Consider the following 18199-nt stretch of genomic DNA (forward strand, 5'->3'; position numbering starts at 1 on the left):
GAAGGAAATATGATCGATCTGGAAAACCAGGAACGGGAGATTATCAATTTAATGTTCAGCCAGCGTATTTCCTGGCTAGCCGCCGTGCGTATCAGGCATAAATTATCGCTTGCTGAAGTAAGTAAAATGTTAGGTATCTCGATTAATTCTCTAAAACAGATCGAAAAGACGGAACGGCTTAGCTCAAACATCAAAAGCAAAATGGCAGAAATTTATGGTTGTCCACCAGAGTTGCTGATATGCCCTTCCTGGATGACGGCTGAACATAAATGAATAGATTCGTGAATAGATACTTGAATGTATTTTATTTTCTATCCATATGAAAAATAATAGTAAATCTATAAATCAGTTGCTATTGATGAATAGATACTAAAAAGCCGGAGCAGTCCCCCACTCCGGCTTAACACGACAATCGCCTTTCAGCGAAACACAATTACTCTTTATCGCCCAGCAGAACGGATTCCAGTGCGATTTTGATCATGTCGTTGAAGGTGGTCTGACGCTCAGCGGCAGTGGTCTGCTCGTGAGTGCGGATGTGGTCAGACACGGTGCAGATGGTCAGGGCTTTCGCGCCAAACTCTGCAGCCACGCCGTAGATACCAGCCGCTTCCATTTCCACGCCGAGGATGCCGTATTTTTCCATCACGTCGAACATTTCGCCGTCCGGAGAGTAGAACAGGTCAGCGGAGAACAGGTTACCCACGCGAGCATCAACGCCCAGTGCTTTAGCTGCATCTACTGCGTTACGCACCATGTCAAAGTCAGCGATAGCGGCAAAGTCATGGTCTTTAAAACGGATGCGGTTAACTTTGGAATCGGTGCAGGCCCCCATACCGATAACGACGTCGCGCAGTTTTACGTGCGGCAGAACTGCGCCACAGGAACCAACGCGGATAATTTTCTTCACGCCGAAATCGGTGATCAGTTCTTTGGTGTAGATGGAGCAGGACGGGATACCCATACCGTGACCCATTACGGAAATTTTGCGGCCTTTGTAAGTACCAGTGAAGCCCAGCATACCGCGAACGTTGTTCACTTCACGGGCATCTTCAAGGAAAGTTTCAGCAATATACTTCGCACGCAGCGGGTCGCCTGGCATCAAAACTACGTCAGCGAAATCGCCCATTTCTGCATTAATGTGTGGGGTAGCCATTGTTTTATCCTTTTTGTGACATAACAAAGGCGGAGTCAACGCTCCGCCCAAATCCATCAGAACATGGCTTTGCCATATTCCATATCAGAAGTACCAAAATATTTTGCCAGAGTCTGGCCGATATCCGCGAAGGTTTCACGGTGACCCAGTGAGCCCGGTTTTACTTTCGGGCCATATACCAGTACCGGAATGTGTTCACGCGTGTGGTCAGTACCGGTCCAGGTCGGATCGCAACCGTGGTCAGCGGTGAGGATCAGGATGTCGTCATCGCGCAGCAGAGACATCAGCTCCGGCAGACGGCGGTCGAACAGTTCCAGACCCGCAGCATAACCGGCGACGTCGCGACGGTGGCCCCAGGAAGAGTCGAAGTCAACGAAGTTGGTGAAGACGATGGTGTTATCACCCGCTTCTTTCATCTCTTTGATGGTGGCGTCAAACAGCGCGTCCAAGCCAGTCGCTTTCACTTTTTTGGTGATACCGCAGTTGGCGTAGATGTCTGCAATTTTACCGACAGAAACCACCTGGCCGTGTTTTTCATCAACCAGTTTCTGCAGCACGGTCGGTGCTGGCGGCTCAACAGCCAGGTCGTGACGGTTACCGGTACGCTGGAAGTTACCAGCTTTGTCACCGATAAACGGACGAGCGATAACACGACCGATATTGTAGCCGCCGTTGGTCAGCTCTTCACGGGCGATTTCGCACAGTTCGTAGAGTTTATCCAGACCGAAAGTTTCTTCATGGCAGGCAATCTGGAACACGGAGTCAGCGGAGGTATAGAAAATCGGCTTGCCGGTTTTCATGTGCTCTTCGCCCAGTTGATCCAGAATGACCGTACCGGAAGAGTGGCAGTTACCGAGGTAACCCGGCAGATTAGCGCGTTCGACCAGTTTATCCAGCAGCTCTTGCGGGAAGCTGTTTTCGTGATCGGAGAAATATCCCCACTCAAACAGAACCGGGACACCGGCGATTTCCCAGTGACCAGACGGGGTATCTTTACCGGATGACATTTCGTGCGCCCATGCGTACGCGCCGATAACTTCAGCGTTGCCGTCCATTCCCGCCGGAATGAAACCGGTAGAACCTTCGTGTGCTTTCGCCAGCCCCAGACGGATCAGATTTGGCAGATTGAGCGGCCCTTTACGACCATTATCAGCTTCGCCTTTGGCACAAGCTTCTGCGATATGACCCAGGGTGTCAGCCCCGACGTCACCAAAGCGTTCTGCATCTTCTGTAGCGCCGATGCCGAATGAGTCCAGCACCATAATAAATGCACGTTTCATATGTTCTCCGTACTCAGTGCTTCAAATTTAAATGATCAGATCAGTATACCGTTATTCGCTGATACGGCGATAGACAGTTGGTGTGCTTTCCGGTGCGTTATCGGCAAGTTTAATTGCCGCTTTCACCGCTTTCGCCGCTTCCTGCCAGCTGTTTTCGTCTTTCGCGAGGATAACCGCCAGCGGACGCTGACCGTCTACCTGGTCGCCCAGACGCGCCATATCAGTAAAGCCGACGCTGTAATCGATGGTGTCAGATGCCTGACGACGACCGCCGCCCATTGCAACCACTGCCATCCCCAGCGCGCGGGTATCCATTTCACTGACAAAACCTTCGGTATCAGCATAGACTGCTTTCGTCAGCATCGCTGTCGGCAGATACTTCGCGTAGTTCTCAACGAAGTCGGTCGGGCCTTTTTGTGCCGCTACCATACGACCAAAGACTTCTGCCGCTTTACCGTTGTCCAGCACCGCCTGCAATTTCGCGCGCGCTTCGGCGTCATCTTTCGCCAGTTTGCCGGAGATCAGCATCTCCACGCACAGCACCATCGTGACATCAAACAGACGCGGGTTACGATACTCACCCGTCAGGAACTGCACCGCTTCACGAACTTCAACCGCGTTACCTGCACTGGAGGCCAGTACCTGATTCATGTCGGTGAGCAGCGCGGTGGTGCGCACGCCAGCGCCGTTAGCCACGCCAACAATCGCTTCGGCAAGGGCTTCAGAGAGTTCGTAGGTCGGCATAAACGCGCCGCTACCCACTTTCACGTCCATCACCAGCGCGTCCAGACCTTCCGCCAGTTTCTTCGCCAGGATCGAGGCAGTGATCAGCGGGATGGAGTCCACGGTTGCGGTAATATCACGGGTCGCGTAGAAACGTTTATCAGCCGGAGCCAGTGAACTGGTCTGACCGATAATCGCCACGCCGACGTCTTTAATAATTTCGCGGAAACGGTTGTCATCCGGGAAAATGTCGAAGCCAGGGATGGATTCCAGTTTGTCGAGCGTACCGCCAGTATGACCGAGGCCGCGACCGGAGATCATCGGAATATAGCCGCCGCAGGCTGCGACCATCGGCCCCAACATCAGCGAAGTGACATCGCCGACGCCGCCGGTCGAGTGTTTATCAACAATCGGGCCATCCAGATGCAGGCTTTTCCAGTCGAGAACGGTTCCTGAATCTCGCATCGCCATGGTCAGCGAGACACGCTCAGGCATTGTCATATCGTGGAAGAAAATGGTCATCGCGAGGGCGGCAATCTGCCCTTCGGAAATAGTGTTGTCGCGAATACCGTTGATAAAGAAACGAATTTCTTCATCGCTCAGCGCATGACCATCACGTTTTTTACGAATAATTTCTTGTGCGAGAAACAAGGTAACCTCCCGAGGAAAAGAGTATGAGGCGGCTTTTGCCGGATGCGTCTACGCCTTATCCGGCCTACGGGTAGATACGTCTCGTAGGCCTGATAAGCGCAGCGCATCAGGCGTAAAGCATCTTACTTAGTAGCTGCTGGCGCTCTTACCGTCGCCGTGGCCCAGCGCTTTCAGCAGGCTTGCCAGCAGGCTGGAAGCACCAAAGCGGTAGTGACGCGCATCAGCCCAGTCAGCACCGAACAGTTCATCTGCGATGGCGAGATATTTCTGCGCATCTTCCGCAGTACGCACGCCGCCCGCCGGTTTGAAACCAACGGTTTTTTCTACGCCCATATCACGGATCACTTCCATCATGATGCGAGCGCTTTCCGGCGTCGCGTTCACAGCCACTTTACCGGTAGAGGTTTTGATGAAGTCCGCACCCGCTTTGATGGAGATTTCAGACGCTTTACGGATCAGCGCTTCGTCTTTCAGTTCGCCGGTTTCGATGATCACTTTCAGCAGTACATTCGCTGCCGCGCAAGCCTCTTTACAGGCTTTCACCAGGTCAAAACCAACCTGCTCGTCACCCGCCATCAGCGCGCGGTACGGGAATACCACGTCAACTTCATCAGCACCGTAGGCGATTGCCGCACGGGTTTCTGCCAGCGCGATTTCGATGTCGTCGTTACCGTGTGGGAAGTTGGTTACCGTAGCGATACGGATTTCCGGGGTGCCCTGCTCTTTCAGAGTTTTGCGAGCAATCGGGATAAAACGAGGATAGATACAGATAGCGGCGGTATTGCCGACCGGAGTTTTGGCCTGATGACACAGAGCAATTACTTTCTCGTCGGTGTCGTCGTCATTCAGGGTGGTCAGGTCCATCAATTTCAGTGCACGCAGGCTGCTTGCTTTCAGATCAGTCATTTCATTCTCCTGGCTTGTCGCCAATAAAATTCACCTTGCGAGTTTGTTAGTATTCTAACATCTACTCCGCAACACACTTCGATACACATCACAATTAAGGAAATCTACTTACAAGTTTGCATCACTGTAATGCGATCTGGTTCAAATAATTCACTTTCAAATGAATGCGTCAGTGGTGGCAAACGCATCAGGATCAAAGTGAACATCACGAAACTTCTTACAATGGCGCATCACCTTCGGCATAAAAGGAAAAGAAGATGCCCACTTCTCATGAAAATGCACTGCAACAACGTTGCCAGCAAATTGTCACCAGCCCAGTGCTTAGCCCGGAGCAGAAGCGCCATTTTCTGGCACTGGAAGCAGAAAACAATCTGCCTTACCCACAGCTTCCTGCCGAAGCCCGCCGCGCGCTGGATGAAGGTGTAATCTGCGATATGTTTGAAGGTCATGCGCCGTACAAACCGCGCTATGTCTTACCCGATTACGCTCGTTTTCTGGCGAACGGTTCCGAATGGCTGGAGCTGGAAGGCGCGAAAGATCTTGATGACGCACTCTCTCTGCTGACCATTCTTTACCACCACGTACCGTCGGTCACATCGATGCCGGTCTACCTGGGGCAACTGGATGCGTTGTTGCAACCGTATGTTAGAATTCTAACACAAAACGAGATCGATGTTCGAATAAAACGTTTCTGGCGTTACCTCGACAGAACCCTGCCAGATGCCTTTATGCACGCCAATATCGGCCCGTCTGATTCGCCCATTACCCGCGCGATCTTACGTGCAGACGCGCAGGTTTCACCGAACCTGACCTTTATCTACGATCCTGAAATCACCCCTGATGACCTGCTGCTGGAAGTGGCGAAGAACATCTGTGAATGTAGCAAACCGCACATCGCCAACGGTCCGGTGCATGATAAAATTTTCACAAAAGGGGGCTACGGGATTGTGAGCTGTTACAACTCACTGCCGCTGGCGGGTGGTGGCAGCACGCTGGTACGCCTTAACCTGAAAGCCATTGCCGAGCGCAGCGAATCGCTGGATGACTTCTTTACGCGCACTCTACCGCACTACTGCCAGCAGCAGATCGCCATCATCGATACGCGGTGTGAATTCCTCTATCAACAATCACACTTCTTTGAGAATAGCTTCCTGGTGAAAGAAGGGCTGATTAACCCTGAACGTTTTGTGCCAATGTTTGGCATGTATGGGCTGGCGGAAGCGGTTAACTTGCTGTGTGAGAAAGAAGGGATTGCCGCGCGCTACGGTAAAGAAGCCGCCGCAAATGAAGTGGGTTATCGCATCAGCGCGCAACTGGCGGAGTTTGTCGCCAATACCCCCGTGAAATATGGCTGGCAAAAACGCGCCATGTTACACGCACAGTCGGGGATCAGTTCCGATATCGGCACCACGCCGGGCGCGCGTTTGCCGTATGGCGATGAGCCAGATCCGATCACCCATCTGCAAACTGTCGCCCCGCATCATGCTTATTATTATTCCGGCATCAGCGACATTCTGACGCTCGACGAAACCATCAAACGTAACCCGCAGGCACTGGTACAGCTTTGCCTCGGTGCCTTTAAAGCCGGAATGCGTGAATTTACCGCCAATGTCAGCGGTAACGATCTGGTTCGCGTTACCGGTTATATGGTGCGTTTGTCGGATTTAGAAAAATATCGCGCCGAAGGTTCACGCACCAACACCACCTGGCTGGGCGAAGAAGCCGCACGCAACACTCGTATTCTGGAACGCCAGCCGCGCGTGATAAGCCATGAACAGCAGATGCGCTTTAGTCAGTAAGATTATCCCCTTCTCCTGCGTTGACGGGCCAGGCAGTCGTCTGGCTCTGTTTTTGCAGGGCTGCAATCTGCGCTGCAAAAACTGTCACAATCCGTGGACGATGGGACGTTGCAATGACTGTGGGGAGTGCGTGCCACAGTGTCCGCATCAGGCGTTGCAGATTGTTGACGGCAAAGTGGTGTGGAACGCTGTGGTCTGCGAGCAATGTGATACCTGCCTGAAGATGTGTCCGCAACATGCCACACCAATGGCGCAATCCATGAGCGTGGACGAAGTGCTTAGCCATGTGCGCAAAGCGGTGCTGTTTATTGAAGGGATAACGGTAAGCGGCGGCGAAGTCACGACCCAACTGCCGTTTGTAGTGGCGCTGTTTACTGCTATCAAAAACGATCCGCAACTGCGCCATCTCACCTGTCTGGTGGACAGTAACGGTATGTTGAGCGAAACCGGCTGGGAAAAATTACTCCCGGTGTGTGACGGCGCAATGCTCGATCTCAAAGCATGGGGTAGCGAATGTCATCAACAATTAACCGGACGCGATAATCAACAGATTAAGCGCAGCATCTATTTGCTGGCAGAGCGCGGCAAGCTGGCGGAACTGCGTTTGCTGATGATCCCAGGCCAGGTGGATTATTTGCAACACATCGAAGAACTGGCGGCGTTTATCAAGGGACTTGGAGATGTTCCGGTTCGCCTGAACGCGTTTCATGCCCACGGCGTGTATGGCGAGGCGCAAAGCTGGGCGAGCGCCACGCCGGAAGACGTTGAGCCGTTGGCTGATGCATTAAAGGTGCGCGGGGTGAGCCGGTTGATATTTCCGGCGCTCTATTTGTGACATGCCGGATACGGCCTACGGTTCGGCACAGACTTGTAGGCCTGATAAGACGCGTCAAGCGTCGCATCAGGCATTGTGCGCCAACTGCCGGATGCGGCGTGAACGCCTTATCCGGCCTACGGTTCGGCACAAACCTGTAGGCCTGATAAGACGCGTTAAGCGTCGCATCAGGCATTATGCGCCGACTGCCGGATGCTGCCTACGAAGGGCAAACTACCCACGAACGTTAAACACCGCATACGTGTTATTAAGCAACACTTCGGCAATCTCATCCGCGGGTTCCGGGCGTAACTCGCAAAGCACGGCAAACACACGGGCAGCCTGTTCCGGGCGGTTAGGCTGCCCCTGAAAACCGTTGAGCGGCATATCCGGCGCATCGGTTTCCAGCAACAACGATGCCAGCGGTAATTTTGCGATGACATCGCGGGTTTTACTGGCGCGTGGATAGGTGATAGTACCGCCTACGCCGATTTTGTAGCCCAGCTGTACAAACCGTTCAGCCTGTTGCTGGCTGCCAGAAAATCCGTGGACAACACCAGCACGCGGCAAATCGTGGCGTTTAAGATGCATCGCCAGTTTGTCGTGCGTGCGCCGTGAATGCAGGATCACCGGCAGATCGTAGCGTTTCGCCAGTTTCAGTTGTTCGTCGAGTAACCACTGCTGCCTCTCAAATTGCGGATCGTCGCCGAAGAGATCCAGACCGATCTCCCCCACCGCCACCACCTTCGCCGGACGCCTTTCCAGCGCCTGCTGTAGCTGCTCAAGAGACACATCGCTATGTTTTTCCAACATACCAGGATGCAAGCCCAATGCGGCATACAGCGGTTGATAATTTTCCGCTAACGCCTGCACGCGGGCAAAATTTTCCGCCTCTGTCGCCGGAACAATGATCTTGCCTACGCCCGCTTGTGCCGCGCGTTGCAGGCTGGCCTCTTCATCGCCAATAAAAGGCGGGAAATCAAAATGGCAGTGAGTGTCGATAAAACGGCAAATCAAGCCAGATCCTCATTGTTAAATGTCGGGTCGTTCGCCTGCGGAGCGTCGCTCACTTCGGCAACCAGCGTATCGTTGGCGACTGGCGCAGGCGGAATGACAATCGATTCCGGCGTCACCACTGGCACCAGATGGCGGGTAAGCGGCGCTTTTTCAGTTAATAGCTTGCCAACCGTGGCGAGGAAATAACGACCGCATAAACGCCCAAGTTTATAGTCTTCACGCAGCGCCGGAATCCGACTGCCAAGCGCGATACTATGTAATGGCTTCGGCGGATAAATTTCGGATATCCGCAGCTTGCCCGGTGGTTTCTCAATAAATTGCTGAATGTCACGATAGCTGGTTTCATGATGCTGCACCAGATTGACCAGCGGCTGCAGGCTACTGTCACCCAGCCAGCGTTCCATGCGTTTGAACCACTGCGGCGTGTAGTACATTTGTGACGGCACAGTGCGGATGACGACCAACGTTTTAGCGCCCTGCCTTGCCGCCTCTTTAACCGGAATCGCATCACTGATCCCGCCATCCAGGTAGTTAATGCCTTCCAGCGACACTCCGCTACGATAAAAGCCAGGTATCGCACTGGAGGCGCGAATCACATCCAGCCAGTTTTGTTTGGTTGGTAAAAAGTAATTCGGCGCGTAGTCATCCTGACGACAGGCGCACATATAAAACGATTTGCCGCTGTCAAACAACCGCGCGGCGGTATCCATTTGCAACGGCATCTGGCTTGCGGTGGCCTCCACCAGCCAGTCGAGATCGATAAGATTTCCTCCACGGACAAAGCGCAATGGATCAAAAAATTCGCGTTTTGTGGTATAGCGCATGATGACTTTGCGCGCGTAACCGGGCTGATTGCAGATAAACGCCGAGAGGTTCTGCGCCCCGGCAGATGTGCCGAGATAAAGATCGAAAGGATTAAACTGCGCGCGCATAAACTCATCCAGCACGCCAGCCGTGAAAATTCCACGCTGTCCGCCGCCTTCGCACACCAGAGCTATTCGTCCAGGCTGGAACGGCCTTAGCGACAACGGCGCAATATTACCAAGCGTTACAGGTATTCTCTGCCCCACTTCTGCCTTCCTGTTTTTGTTGTGAAAGAAAGACAAAGTAACGCAATTTATTATTCGCTAAAACCGCAAAAGCCAGTCCGCTGGACTGGCTTTGGATAAAATTTTCTTAATGGTCTGAAATCTAGGGTCGTTTTCGGCCCATGAACAAACTCACTAGGAACAGAATAATCCCGACGACAAAGACAATTTTAGCTGCGCCTGCAGCGGTACCGGCCAGACCACCAAACCCAAGTGCGGCGGCGATTAACGCGATAACCAGAAATATGATGCCCCAACGAAACATAAGCGTCTCCTTTACCATAGTTAATGTCACCGCTTGATATGAGCGTGAAAATCACTCAATGCGATATTTTTAGTGTGGTGCACATCGCGCCTCCCGACAAAGTTCGGGAGGACGAATTACGACGAATTACTTAGTTTTCAGATCATTTTTAACGCTTTTCACACCATCTACCGCTTTGGCGATACTTTCAGCACGGTCACTTTGTGCCTGAGAATCTACGGTACCGGAGAGCTGAACCACGCCATCGGTGGTTTCAACTTTCACTTTACGTGAAGGGACGATATCGTCCGCCAGCAGTTTGGCTTTGATTTCACTGGTGGTGGCGGTGTCACCCGCGTAGTCCTTCACCGAGCCTTCTTTAGCGTCGCGAACGTGCAGTTTGTCGCTGACAGAGGTCACGCCTTCAACGCCTTTCGCCACTTTCACTGCCTCTTCGGCCTGGGCCTGACTTTCAACGAAACCGCTCAGGGTCACGACTTTTTGATCGGTTTTGACAGAGATATCGGTGCTCTTGATGTTGTCATGATCCACCAGCGCCGCCTTCACTTTCGCGGTGATGGCGCTGTCATCCATGAAATTACCGACTTTATTCATAGAGCTATCGACTTTTTGCCCTGCGCTTTCATTGGTAGTCTGCGCGTTGTTTTCCGCGTAGGCAGAGCCGGTCGCGACGGCAGAGGTCAACATTACAGCCAGCAGAGTTTTCGAAATCTTCAGTCTTGTCATAGTCATCGATTTATTCCTGTATGTTTGCTCGTAATTTGAGCCTAGCAACACGAGGTTGCATTGCTGAATAGGGAGAGACTTCACCCTCTACAGAAGTCAATGGTCGCCATCACAAAAGCGATGGGTGATGAATAACGACCATTACAGTCTCTGAATCAGTTATTAATATCGGTAGAATGACAATCGACGGCTTTAGATACTGATATCTACGCATTGAACGGTATTTAACGCCATCAGAAATGTCATCACTTTGTTAAATATAGATCACAATTTTGAAACCGCTCGGGATATCAGCGAAAACATAAGCAAAAGTGAATGTTTTAAGAACATTCCGTAAGCGGCTAATAAGGAAGGGAAATTGACAGGGCGCAGCGGCTACCGCGCCCTGGAGGCAAGAATTAATGCTCGCGGGTCTGGTGGAACTGAACGTCCGGATAACGTTCCTGTGCCAGGCGCAGGTTGACCATGCTGGTAGCGATGTAAGCGAGGTTATCGCCGCCATCAAGCGCCAGTTGGCTTTCGTTCTTACGCTTGAACTCTTCGAATTTCTTCGCGTCTGCACATTCTACCCAGCGGGCAGTGGCAACGTTGACTGACTCATACACTGCTTCAACGTTGTATTCGCTCTTCAGGCGCGCTACCACCACATCAAACTGCAGCACACCAACCGCACCAACGATCAGATCGTTGTTGGAGATTGGACGGAACACCTGCACCGCGCCCTCTTCGGAAAGCTGTACCAGCCCTTTGAGCAGCTGTTTTTGCTTCAGCGGATCTTTCAGGCGGATACGACGGAACAGTTCTGGTGCGAAGTTCGGAATACCGGTGAACTTCATCATCTCACCCTGGGTAAAGGTGTCGCCGATCTGAATGGTGCCGTGGTTGTGCAGGCCGAGGATATCGCCCGGATACGCTTCTTCAACGTGCGAACGGTCACCCGCCATAAAGGTCAGCGCGTCGGAGATCACCACATCTTTCGCAGTGCGCACCTGGCGCAGTTTCATGCCTTTTTCATATTTACCGGACACCACACGCATAAACGCCACGCGGTCGCGGTGTTTCGGGTCCATGTTGGCCTGAATTTTAAATACGAAGCCGGTAAATTTATCTTCGCTCGCTTCTACGGTACGGGTATCGGTCTGACGCGGCATCGGCGCAGGCGCCCACTCCACCAGGCCATTCAGCATATGATCAACGCCGAAGTTACCCAGCGCAGTACCGAAGAATACCGGAGTGATTTCGCCCGCAAGGAACAGCTCTTTGTCGAACTCGTTAGACGCGCCTTTAACCAGTTCCAGTTCGTCACGCAGCTGCTGTGCCAGATCTTCACCAACCGCAGCATCGAGATCCGGGTTATTCAGCCCTTTAACAATGCGGACTTCCTGAATGGTGTGCCCTTTACCGCTCTGATAGAGATAGGTTTCATCTTTATAAAGGTGGTAAACGCCTTTAAACAGCTTGCCGCAGCCAATTGGCCAGGTGATCGGTGCGCAGCCAATTTTCAGCTCGTTCTCAACTTCATCGAGCAGTTCCATCGGGTCGCGGATATCACGGTCAAGTTTGTTCATAAAGGTGAGGATCGGCGTGTCGCGCAGACGGGTAACTTCCATCAGCTTACGGGTACGATCTTCAACACCTTTTGCGGCGTCGATAACCATCAGGCAGCAGTCCACCGCCGTCAGGGTACGATAGGTATCTTCCGAGAAGTCTTCGTGCCCCGGGGTGTCGAGCAGGTTAACCAGGCAATCGTGATACGGAAACTGCATCACAGACGTAGTAATGGAGATCCCACGCTGCTTTTCCATCTCCATCCAGTCCGACTTAGCGTGCTGGTTGGAACCACGGCCTTTTACTGTACCGGCGGTCTGAATGGCCTGTCCGAACAGCAGCACCTTCTCGGTGATGGTAGTTTTACCGGCGTCCGGGTGAGAAATAATGGCAAAAGTGCGGCGCTTCGCCACCTCTTGCAAATAAGGAGACAACGTCATAATTCTTTCTTCTTGAGTAAGCGGCATCGCGCCGCGCTTGTTGAAAACGAAAAATTGCGGCTATTTTACCCATCAACGGGGGGGAGGCAATCAGTGTTTACACAGGAGCTGCTCCAGTTCGTGCAACGAAGAAACGGTCCAGGTGGGCGCGATGCCTTCTGGTTGCTCGCGATTGTGCGCATTCAGCCAGCAGGTCGCAAGCCCGGCGTTGATGCCACCGAGAATATCGGACTCGGCAGTGTCGCCAACCATCAGCACGCGTGAACGGTCAGGATTGCCCGCCTGTTCCAGCGCATAATCGAAAATTTTCTTATTCGGTTTGGCAACGCCAACTTCTTCGGAAATCACCAGCAAATCGAAGTAATCACGCAGGCCCGTCCGTTCCAGACGCACTTGCTGCAAGGCGCTAAAACCGTTGGTGATGATGCCGATTTTAGCGTTGCCACGAATGGCGTTAAGCAGAGAAACCGCGCCCGGCAACGGCGTACAGATTTCCGCCATCGCATTAATAAAGGCATCGTTAAGCAAGCCTGCTTCAACTTTCAGCCGTTCGGCCCAGCTCTCGAAACGCCCGTGCTGAAGCTGTAATGAAGTGATCGCGCCGTTTTGATAATCCACCCACAGTGGCTTGTTAACGGCCTGATAGTCCTGAAAATCTTCAGCGGTAAAGGTGACGCTGTAATCAAGAAACATCCGCTGCAGGCCGGTGAATGAGTCAAAGGTAAACAGCGTTTCATCGGCATCAAAGAAAATCCAGTCCCACTTCATTATTCCACCTTGTCTTACATACTGATTGGCAACGCCATGATGATGGCGTCTTCGCGACCGTCCGTGGTGGGGTAGTAATTGCGGCGAATCGTCGCCTCGTTAAAGCCTAAACTTTCGTACAGGGCAATGGCGGCAGCATTTGAGGCACGGACTTCCAGCCATAGTGTCGCCACGCCGCGTTTTTCCAGTTCGTCGATCAGATGTTCCAGCAGCGCCCTACCCAGCCCCTGACGCTGATAGTCGGGATCGACCGCAATATTGAACAATGTAGCTTCATCCAGCACCACTTGCGTAATCGCAAACGCCGCCATTTTGCCGTTTTGCGTTAACTGAAAGTTGAGATAACGCTCGCCCTGGTTGCTGGCAAAGGTTTTTTCACTCCACGGAAAGGCGTGGGCGCGTTGTTCAATGTGGTAAGCCGCTGGTAAATCAGTCGTTTCGAGGGAAGAAATCGTGTTCATATGTGCAAATTTGTTGCCATAACGCGGCGCGTGCCGTTGGGTTTGCCCGTAATTCGGTGAGCGCCGGTGATGCCACCTGAGCGCCTTCCAATGATAGCGGTTCGTCAGTACCCAACCGCCAGCTGTTGCAGCGACTGCCTTGCGGCAGCATCGCGATTTTTTCTGGCGTCAGTTGCAGCACTTGATCGGGGCTGACGGTTAATGCGCGCAGAACATCGCTCACTAAAGGATCAGTCAGGGCGGGAAGATCGTTTGCCACCATCACCAGACGGACGTGTGCCGGGCTCGCAATGGCAATCTCCCCCTGCAACGCGCCAGGGCGACGCAGCGACCACTGGGTAATGCCCAGTTGCTGTAACTGCCAGTCTCGTCGGGATGTCATAGCGAATCGCTCCTGTTGTCAGGGGCGCAAATATAGCAAATTCGTCGATACCGCGCCAACATATGGCTATAATCGCCGCCAGTATCAATTGAGGAGCATTCCATGTCTGCATTTACCCCGGCAAGTGAAGTCTTGCTGCGTCACAGTGATGATTTCGAACAAAGCCGTATTCTGTTTGCCGGAGACTTACAGGATGACCTGCCCGCGCGTTTAGATACCGCGGCCAGCCGTGCTCATACCCAGCAATTCCACCATTGGCAGGTGTTAAGCTGCCAGATGGGGGATAACGCCCGTTTTAGTCTGGTCGCCACGGCGAATGATGTCGCAGATTGCGATACGCTGATTTACTACTGGCCGAAGAACAAACCGGAAGCCCAGTTCCAGTTGATGAATTTACTTTCTCTGCTGCCAGTGGGGACAGATATTTTTGTCGTTGGCGAGAACCGCAGCGGCGTGCGCAGCGCTGAGCAGATGCTGGCAGATTATGCGCCGTTGAATAAAGTCGACAGCGCTCGTCGCTGTGGCCTCTATTTTGGTCGTCTGGAAAAACAGCCAGTATTTGATGCGGATAAATTCTGGGGCGAATACAGCGTCGATGGCCTGACGGTCAAAACGCTGCCTGGCGTGTTTAGCCGCGACGGTCTGGATGTCGGTAGCCAGTTGCTGCTCTCGACGTTAACTCCGCACACGAAAGGTAAAGTGCTGGATGTCGGCTGTGGCGCGGGTGTACTTTCAGTTGCCTTTGCGCGCCATTCGCCGAAAATTCGTCTCACCTTGTGCGATGTCTCTGCCCCGGCGGTAGAAGCCAGCCGCGCAACACTTGCAGCCAACGGTGTTGAAGGTGAAGTCTTTGCCAGCAACGTCTTTTCCGAGGTGAAAGGTTGTTTTGATATGATCATCTCCAACCCGCCGTTCCACGATGGGATGCAAACCAGCCTGGATGCGGCGCAAACGCTGATTCGTGGCGCGGTGCGTCATCTTAATAGCGGCGGCGAGCTGCGAATTGTAGCGAACGCCTTCCTGCCTTACCCGGACGTGCTGGATGAGACATTTGGCTTCCATGAAGTTATCACGCAAACCGGGCGCTTCAAGGTATATCGCGCCATTATGACCCGCCAGGCGAAGAAAGGTTGAGTATCTGATATCTGTCGCCGCATACCGTGTCGGATGCGGCGTGAACGCCTTATCCGACCTACAAAACCTGCACGTTAGCCCTTCGTAGGCCAGATAAGACGCGCCAGCGTCGCATCTGGCATCTGCCCCCGCATGCCTACCAAACCTGCACGCTAGTTTCCTGATGGACATTTTTCCAGCAATTACACATCAGGCGATAATTAACTATTGACGAAAAGCTGAAAACCACTAGAATGCGCCTCCGTGGTAGCAATTCTTTTTAAGAATTGATGGTATGCGAAGGTGGCGGAATTGGTAGACGCGCTAGCTTCAGGTGTTAGTGTCCTTACGGACGTGGGGGTTCAAGTCCCCCCCTTCGCACCAAAAACCACGTTGATATTGCTCGCACTGGGCGAAGGTGGCGGAATTGGTAGACGCGCTAGCTTCAGGTGTTAGTGTTCTTACGGACGTGGGGGTTCAAGTCCCCCCCCTCGCACCAAACGAGGCGATATCAAAAAAAGTAAGATGACTGTGCGAAGGTGGCGGAATTGGTAGACGCGCTAGCTTCAGGTGTTAGTGTCCTTACGGACGTGGGGGTTCAAGTCCCCCCCCTCGCACCAATTATCTTTACTTCCTTTCTTGTTTCTTCCCTGTTTTGTCATCCCTGATTCAAATTCATTATCATCAGCATGATGCCAGCAATAAGCGCCAGGCACGATGGTAGCAAAATGTAATGCCGCAACTGTTTGTGATACAGCATCACCGGCGTCAATACTAATCCCATCAGAATGACAATCCGCCACTGATCCGGCGATAAATCCGCATACATCAGCCCTGCAATCAGCAATCCCGGCAGCAACACTCCCCAGCCACTGCCCAGCGTACGTTGCAACATGGTTTCATCTCTTTCATTGATAATGAAAACCAATATCATATGATAATTTTTATCATTTGCAAGCCAGAGAAATCCCTTGCTATCGAGTAAACCTATCGATAGGATTAGCAATCATTATCATTTAGATTACTATCACGATTATGGCCTATCGTTCCGCACCGCTCTATGAAGATGTCATCTGGCGAACGCATCTCCAGCCGCAGGATGCTGGGCTTGCACAAGCCGTACGGGCGATGATCGCCAAACATCGTGAACATTTGCTGGAGTTTATCCGCCTGGATGAACCCGCTCCGCTTAACGCCATGACGCTGGCGCAATGGTCATCACCGAATGCGCTAAGTTCTCTACTGGCGGTCTATTCCGATCATATCTATCGCAACCAACCAACGATGATCCGCGAGAACAAACCGCTGATCTCACTATGGGCACAATGGTATATCGGCCTGATGGTGCCACCATTAATGCTGGCGCTACTGACGCAGGAAAAAGCATTAGATGTGTCGCCGGAACATTTCCATGCTGAGTTTCACGAAACCGGACGCGTCGCCTGTTTCTGGGTCGATGTGTGTGAAGATAAAAACGCAACACCACATTCGCCGCAGCAGCGAATGGAAACGTTAATCAGCCAGGCGCTGGTTCCGGTTGTGCAAGCACTAGAAGCGACCGGAGAGATCAACGGCAAACTTATCTGGAGTAATACCGGTTATTTGATCAACTGGTATCTCACTGAGATGAAGCAACTGCTCGGCGAGGCTACTGTTGAATCGCTGCGCCATGCCCTCTTTTTTGAGAAAACGCTCACGAACGGTGAAGATAATCCACTCTGGCGTACCGTGGTACTGCGCGACGGCCTGCTGGTGCGCCGCACTTGCTGCCAGCGTTATCGCTTACCGGATGTGCAGCAATGTGGCTATTGTACGCTGAAATGAAAGCACTGCCGGGGAAGTAAACCCGGCATCATGCGGATTAATAGGGATGCAACACATTACTTGCTTCGCAATGCCGCATACATAACAGAATATCTGCGGCCTCCAACAACCCTGCATCAGAACTGACGCCCAGTTTCGACATCACATTAAATTTATGCGCTCGGATCGTTTTGATATTACGTTTAAGCTGCTCGGCAATTTGTGTCATTGAGTAGCCACGCGACATAAAGCGCAATATTTCTCTCTCCGTCGGGCTTAACGTCCGGCTTTGGTTAATGTACCACTGATTGTTCAGTCGGTCGGTCGCCTGACGTACACCATTTAATGACAAAAAGAATTCCTGATGAAAAATCTCCAGCGTTGACGCTTTACTTAATACACCGTCCAGCGGTGATGGCGACAATGAACCAATCAGCCGAGCTTCAATATCATCATCCACAATAACTAAACGCCGGGTACGCGGAAACTTAATCGCCAGCTCAGTCAGGCAAGATAATCCCTCTCTCCGCTCACTTCTCATGGCAGAAAAAGAAAAAATGACCGCCGCAAACGAGATCCGCGACATGGCATCCTGAAATGACTCCTGACTGGTATAGGTATGGAGCTTATAAGGGTTGCCCGCAAACTTTCTGAATAAACTCTCAATACCGATACTACTCATGACGCATTTTTCTATGAGTGCGACATTTCTCTTCTTAATTCGGCTGTGTTCCATTCTGCGGCATCTCCATAAACAGAAGGCAAGTTAAGTTCTCTTGCACCCTGCGCGCTATTTATCCATGCATACATTTCAGCGTTGCTGTGAATTGCCAGTCGACGCATCGCACTGTTTTTTTGGGCGCTGATAGTTTTATTACTTTTCTTAAGCAATGAAGCTATCTGGTTGATGCCCCATCCTTTACCTAATAGCCGCAGTACCTTGCGCTCTGAAAGAGTGAGAATGACGGAGCGATAGCTAAAATCATGAGTTTCAGTCATTGCCGGAGAGGTCAGCATGGCGCTGATACGCTCTGCATGCGTATTGCCGGAACGTACGGTCTTGACCAGATTCTCAATGGGTTCAACATCAGACAATAACGTCGCCGTAGGGCACATGAGCAGTTCTACAGCCTGGGAATACCAGGAGCGTGACACCATGAAAACCCAGTGAATTTCCCGATATTGTGAGATTAAAGAATAATAATGTTCACAAACAGAACGTGGATCTTCACTTTCACCGGCTAAATCAGCAATGACTAATC

Annotated in this window: 20 protein-coding genes and 3 tRNA genes; 8 read left to right on the forward strand and 15 right to left on the reverse strand. The window is 52.1% G+C overall.

Going from position 1 to position 18199, the window contains the following annotated elements:
• The first annotated feature begins 9 nt into the window (after positions 1-9).
• Entirely contained in the window at positions 10-273 is a 264-nt protein-coding gene (locus tag ACUU1I_RS04800) for a helix-turn-helix domain-containing protein (protein WP_000566150.1), read from the forward strand.
• Between the two features lie 160 nt (positions 274-433).
• Here the strand turns inward: ACUU1I_RS04800 and deoD are convergent, their stop codons facing one another.
• From deoD to deoC, 4 genes are all read right to left on the reverse strand, one after another.
• A complete protein-coding gene (gene deoD / locus ACUU1I_RS04805) occupies positions 434-1153 on the reverse strand; it encodes a purine-nucleoside phosphorylase (RefSeq protein WP_000224879.1) in 720 nt (239 codons plus the stop codon).
• Between the two features lie 56 nt (positions 1154-1209).
• Positions 1210-2433 (reverse strand): phosphopentomutase, encoded by a 1224-nt coding sequence (gene deoB / locus ACUU1I_RS04810; protein WP_000816463.1) that lies wholly within the window; start codon positions 2431-2433, stop codon positions 1210-1212.
• 51 nt (positions 2434-2484) lie between these two features.
• Positions 2485-3807 carry a thymidine phosphorylase gene (deoA, locus tag ACUU1I_RS04815; RefSeq protein ID WP_000477796.1) on the reverse strand — a complete coding sequence of 441 codons (1323 nt, stop codon included), beginning with the start codon at positions 3805-3807 and terminating at the stop codon, positions 2485-2487.
• Positions 3808-3933: 126 nt separating this feature from the next.
• Positions 3934-4713 carry a deoxyribose-phosphate aldolase gene (deoC, locus tag ACUU1I_RS04820; protein WP_005053747.1) on the reverse strand — a complete coding sequence of 260 codons (780 nt, stop codon included), beginning with the start codon at positions 4711-4713 and terminating at the stop codon, positions 3934-3936.
• Positions 4714-4970: 257 nt separating this feature from the next.
• On the opposite strand from deoC, the gene ACUU1I_RS04825 reads away from it, so the two are divergent.
• The gene (locus ACUU1I_RS04825; RefSeq protein WP_001143272.1) at positions 4971-6512 is read left to right on the forward strand and encodes a YjjI family glycine radical enzyme; all 1542 of its coding nucleotides are present in this window, start codon (positions 4971-4973) and stop codon (positions 6510-6512) included.
• Positions 6484-7347: a YjjW family glycine radical enzyme activase gene (locus tag ACUU1I_RS04830; protein WP_001088392.1), complete on the forward strand. Its 864-nt coding sequence runs from the start codon at positions 6484-6486 to the stop codon at positions 7345-7347. The genes ACUU1I_RS04825 and ACUU1I_RS04830 overlap by 29 nt, the downstream gene beginning before the upstream one ends.
• 213 nt (positions 7348-7560) lie before the next feature.
• Here ACUU1I_RS04830 and ACUU1I_RS04835 read toward each other — a convergent pair whose 3' ends face one another.
• The 8 genes from ACUU1I_RS04835 to holD all read right to left on the reverse strand — a co-directional run bounded on the left by ACUU1I_RS04835 (position 7561) and on the right by holD (position 14021).
• Positions 7561-8343 carry a metal-dependent hydrolase gene (locus ACUU1I_RS04835; protein WP_000563017.1) on the reverse strand — a complete coding sequence of 261 codons (783 nt, stop codon included), beginning with the start codon at positions 8341-8343 and terminating at the stop codon, positions 7561-7563.
• Entirely contained in the window at positions 8340-9413 is a 1074-nt protein-coding gene (locus ACUU1I_RS04840) for a patatin-like phospholipase family protein (RefSeq protein WP_005053752.1), read from the reverse strand. The genes ACUU1I_RS04835 and ACUU1I_RS04840 overlap by 4 nt, the downstream gene beginning before the upstream one ends.
• Before the next feature lie 121 nt (positions 9414-9534).
• Entirely contained in the window at positions 9535-9696 is a 162-nt protein-coding gene (locus ACUU1I_RS04845) for a DUF1328 domain-containing protein (RefSeq protein ID WP_000490275.1), read from the reverse strand.
• A gap of 126 nt (positions 9697-9822) precedes the next feature.
• Positions 9823-10428: a molecular chaperone OsmY gene (gene osmY, locus ACUU1I_RS04850; protein ID WP_005114785.1), complete on the reverse strand. Its 606-nt coding sequence runs from the start codon at positions 10426-10428 to the stop codon at positions 9823-9825.
• Positions 10429-10820: 392 nt separating this feature from the next.
• A complete protein-coding gene (prfC, locus tag ACUU1I_RS04855; protein WP_000175952.1) occupies positions 10821-12410 on the reverse strand; it encodes a peptide chain release factor 3 in 1590 nt (529 codons plus the stop codon).
• A 90-nt stretch (positions 12411-12500) separates the two neighbouring features.
• Positions 12501-13178 (reverse strand): pyrimidine 5'-nucleotidase, encoded by a 678-nt coding sequence (gene yjjG / locus ACUU1I_RS04860; protein ID WP_000870701.1) that lies wholly within the window; start codon positions 13176-13178, stop codon positions 12501-12503.
• A 14-nt stretch (positions 13179-13192) separates the two neighbouring features.
• Positions 13193-13639: a ribosomal protein S18-alanine N-acetyltransferase gene (gene rimI / locus ACUU1I_RS04865; protein WP_001092461.1), complete on the reverse strand. Its 447-nt coding sequence runs from the start codon at positions 13637-13639 to the stop codon at positions 13193-13195.
• Positions 13608-14021 (reverse strand): DNA polymerase III subunit psi, encoded by a 414-nt coding sequence (gene holD, locus ACUU1I_RS04870; RefSeq protein ID WP_000204032.1) that lies wholly within the window; start codon positions 14019-14021, stop codon positions 13608-13610. Before holD ends, rimI begins: the two co-directional genes overlap by 32 nt.
• Before the next feature lie 102 nt (positions 14022-14123).
• Here holD and rsmC point away from each other — a divergent pair, with 102 nt between their 5' ends.
• From rsmC to ACUU1I_RS04890, 4 genes are all read left to right on the forward strand, one after another.
• The gene (gene rsmC, locus ACUU1I_RS04875; protein WP_001272300.1) at positions 14124-15155 is read left to right on the forward strand and encodes a 16S rRNA (guanine(1207)-N(2))-methyltransferase RsmC; all 1032 of its coding nucleotides are present in this window, start codon (positions 14124-14126) and stop codon (positions 15153-15155) included.
• A gap of 276 nt (positions 15156-15431) precedes the next feature.
• A tRNA-Leu gene (locus ACUU1I_RS04880) sits at positions 15432-15518 on the forward strand.
• 28 nt (positions 15519-15546) lie between these two features.
• Positions 15547-15633, forward strand: a tRNA-Leu gene (locus tag ACUU1I_RS04885).
• A gap of 34 nt (positions 15634-15667) precedes the next feature.
• Positions 15668-15754: transfer RNA gene (locus tag ACUU1I_RS04890), tRNA-Leu, on the forward strand.
• 38 nt (positions 15755-15792) lie between these two features.
• Here ACUU1I_RS04890 and ACUU1I_RS04895 read toward each other — a convergent pair.
• The gene (locus ACUU1I_RS04895; RefSeq protein WP_001423769.1) at positions 15793-16029 is read right to left on the reverse strand and encodes a DUF1435 domain-containing protein; all 237 of its coding nucleotides are present in this window, start codon (positions 16027-16029) and stop codon (positions 15793-15795) included.
• 140 nt (positions 16030-16169) lie between these two features.
• Here ACUU1I_RS04895 and fhuF point away from each other — a divergent pair, with 140 nt between their 5' ends.
• Positions 16170-16958 carry a siderophore-iron reductase FhuF gene (fhuF, locus tag ACUU1I_RS04900; RefSeq protein ID WP_000331583.1) on the forward strand — a complete coding sequence of 263 codons (789 nt, stop codon included), beginning with the start codon at positions 16170-16172 and terminating at the stop codon, positions 16956-16958.
• Positions 16959-16995: 37 nt separating this feature from the next.
• Here fhuF and bglJ read toward each other — a convergent pair whose 3' ends face one another.
• Positions 16996-17673: a DNA-binding transcriptional activator BglJ gene (bglJ, locus tag ACUU1I_RS04905; protein WP_024260588.1), complete on the reverse strand. Its 678-nt coding sequence runs from the start codon at positions 17671-17673 to the stop codon at positions 16996-16998.
• Positions 17631-18199, reverse strand: a 569-nt coding sequence (locus ACUU1I_RS04910; protein ID WP_449144254.1) for a helix-turn-helix domain-containing protein, incomplete at its 5' end; no start/stop codon positions are given. The genes ACUU1I_RS04910 and bglJ, both read right to left, overlap by 43 nt.

The organism is Shigella sp. SIG3 (assembly GCF_053555855.1).

Excerpts from the sequence above, each read along its gene's own strand:
- ACUU1I_RS04800 (WP_000566150.1), top strand. The coding sequence starts at position 10 with ATGATCGATCTGGAAAACCAGGAACGGGAGATTATCAATTTAATGTTC.
- deoD (WP_000224879.1), bottom strand. The coding sequence starts at position 1,153 with ATGGCTACCCCACACATTAATGCAGAAATGGGCGATTTCGCTGACGTA.
- deoB (WP_000816463.1), bottom strand. The coding sequence starts at position 2,433 with ATGAAACGTGCATTTATTATGGTGCTGGACTCATTCGGCATCGGCGCT.
- deoC (WP_005053747.1), bottom strand. The coding sequence starts at position 4,713 with ATGACTGATCTGAAAGCAAGCAGCCTGCGTGCACTGAAATTGATGGAC.
- ACUU1I_RS04825 (WP_001143272.1), top strand. The coding sequence starts at position 4,971 with ATGCCCACTTCTCATGAAAATGCACTGCAACAACGTTGCCAGCAAATT.
- ACUU1I_RS04830 (WP_001088392.1), top strand. The coding sequence starts at position 6,484 with ATGAACAGCAGATGCGCTTTAGTCAGTAAGATTATCCCCTTCTCCTGC.
- ACUU1I_RS04845 (WP_000490275.1), bottom strand. The coding sequence starts at position 9,696 with ATGTTTCGTTGGGGCATCATATTTCTGGTTATCGCGTTAATCGCCGCC.
- osmY (WP_005114785.1), bottom strand. The coding sequence starts at position 10,428 with ATGACTATGACAAGACTGAAGATTTCGAAAACTCTGCTGGCTGTAATG.
- prfC (WP_000175952.1), bottom strand. The coding sequence starts at position 12,410 with ATGACGTTGTCTCCTTATTTGCAAGAGGTGGCGAAGCGCCGCACTTTT.
- yjjG (WP_000870701.1), bottom strand. The coding sequence starts at position 13,178 with ATGAAGTGGGACTGGATTTTCTTTGATGCCGATGAAACGCTGTTTACC.
- rimI (WP_001092461.1), bottom strand. The coding sequence starts at position 13,639 with ATGAACACGATTTCTTCCCTCGAAACGACTGATTTACCAGCGGCTTAC.
- holD (WP_000204032.1), bottom strand. The coding sequence starts at position 14,021 with ATGACATCCCGACGAGACTGGCAGTTACAGCAACTGGGCATTACCCAG.
- rsmC (WP_001272300.1), top strand. The coding sequence starts at position 14,124 with ATGTCTGCATTTACCCCGGCAAGTGAAGTCTTGCTGCGTCACAGTGAT.
- ACUU1I_RS04895 (WP_001423769.1), bottom strand. The coding sequence starts at position 16,029 with ATGTTGCAACGTACGCTGGGCAGTGGCTGGGGAGTGTTGCTGCCGGGA.
- fhuF (WP_000331583.1), top strand. The coding sequence starts at position 16,170 with ATGGCCTATCGTTCCGCACCGCTCTATGAAGATGTCATCTGGCGAACG.
- bglJ (WP_024260588.1), bottom strand. The coding sequence starts at position 17,673 with ATGGAACACAGCCGAATTAAGAAGAGAAATGTCGCACTCATAGAAAAA.